This is a genomic window from Streptomyces sp. BR123 (assembly GCF_013401435.1).
Lineage (GTDB): Bacteria > Actinomycetota > Actinomycetes > Streptomycetales > Streptomycetaceae > Streptomyces.
In genome coordinates this window covers 1-1,551 of record NZ_JACBGN010000582.1, presented here as the reverse complement: position 1 = coordinate 1,551, position 1,551 = coordinate 1, and the positions used below count along the sequence as shown (strand labels likewise).

General features: G+C 73.6%; 2 protein-coding genes. Both read left to right on the top strand.

The window, feature by feature from the left end; all coding sequences use genetic code 11:
* A partial coding sequence (locus HYE82_RS36420) for an alpha/beta hydrolase (protein ID WP_179178501.1) occupies window positions 1-1,141 on the top strand: 1,141 nt, incomplete at its 5' end.
* Window positions 1,142-1,203: 62 nt separating this feature from the next.
* A partial coding sequence (locus HYE82_RS36415; protein WP_179178500.1) for an alpha/beta fold hydrolase occupies window positions 1,204-1,551 on the top strand: 348 nt, incomplete at its 3' end.

The window sequence follows — 1,551 nt, the reverse complement described above, 5'->3', positions numbered from 1 at the left end:
CCGCGGGGTCGGCCGCAGCGAACCCGTCAGCTGCGGCGGCTCCCTGGAGCCCGAACCCGTCGACTCCGCCGACGCCGCGGAGGCGCTCGCCGCCCTCCGGGCCGTCGTCGCCCGGTGCGAACGGGCCTCCGGGCCGGTGCTGCCGTACATCGGCACCGTGCACGTCGCCCGCGACATGGACCTCATCCGGCAGGCCATCGGCGAGGACGAGCTCAACTACCTCGGCTTCTCCTACGGCAGCCGCCTCGGCGCCGTGTACGCCGCCCAATTCCCGCGCCGTGTCGGCCGGATGGCCCTCGACGGTGTCGACAACCTCACCGAACCGCTCGTCGAGCAGGCCCTCGCCTCCGCGAAGGGCCAGCAGCAGGCCCTGGACAACTTCCTGTCCTGGTGCGCCCACCAGCCGGGCTGCGTGTACGGGACGAACACCCGCACCGCCAGGCAAGACGCGGCGGCCCTCGTCACCCGGCTCGACGCGGCCCCCCTCGTCGACGAGGACGGCGCCGTCTTCACCGGGCAGGACGCCGCCGACGCCATCTCCCTCGCTCTCTACTCCCGCGAGCTGTGGCCGGCCCTCGCCGAAGGCCTCGCCCTGGCCGAACGGAACCGCGACCCGGGCGGGCTGCTCCGCCTCGGCTCCCCCGCCGACCCGGGCCCGAGCGGTTCCGCGCACCCTCCCGGCCTCGTCCCCGCCGACAACGCCGCCGCCGCGATGACCGCCGTGAACTGCGCCGACGACCCCGACCGCAGCGCCGACAAGGCGAGCCCGGACGCCGTGCTGAAGCGGATCGAAGGCCTGCGGGAGGAGTTCCGCGAGGTCTCGGAGATCTTCGGACCTCGGCAGCTGCTCACCGTCCTGGCCTGCTACGGACGCCCGGCCGGCACTGACTTCATCCGCCGGATCGACCGGCCGCCCGGCGCCCCCCGCATGCTCCTCGTCGGCACCCGCGGCGACCCGGCCACCCCGTACCGGTGGACCGAGGAGACCGCCGAGCGCCTCGGCTCCGCCGTCGTCCTCGACTACAAGGGCGACGGACACACCGGTTACACCTCCTCGCGCTGCGTGCGGGGCTACGTCGACGACTTCCTCGTCGACGGCCGCCTGCCGTCCGGCACACGATCCTGCCCCGGCGACGAATGACCGCAGGTGAGGGCGAATGTCCGGGCATGTGATCGAACATTTATTCGTATACGGTGCCTTCCATGGGGAACTTCGTACTCGTACCCGGCGCATGGCTCGGGGCATGGGCCTGGGACGCGGTGGCGGCGGAGCTGCGCGCGGCGGGCCACGACGTCCACCCGCTGACGCTGTCCGGGCTCGCCGAGCGGCGCGAGGCCGGGGCGTGGGCGGGTCAGCAGACGCACGTGCACGACATCGTCGACGCGGTCGAGTGCCTGGACCTGCACGACGTCGTCCTGGTCGGCCACAGCTACTCCGGCATCCCGGTGGGCCAGGCGGCCGAGCTGATCGGCGACCGGCTCGCCCGGGTCGTCTTCGTCGACGCGGACGTCCCGGTGGACGGGGAGTCGTTCGTCTCCGGCTGGCCGGGC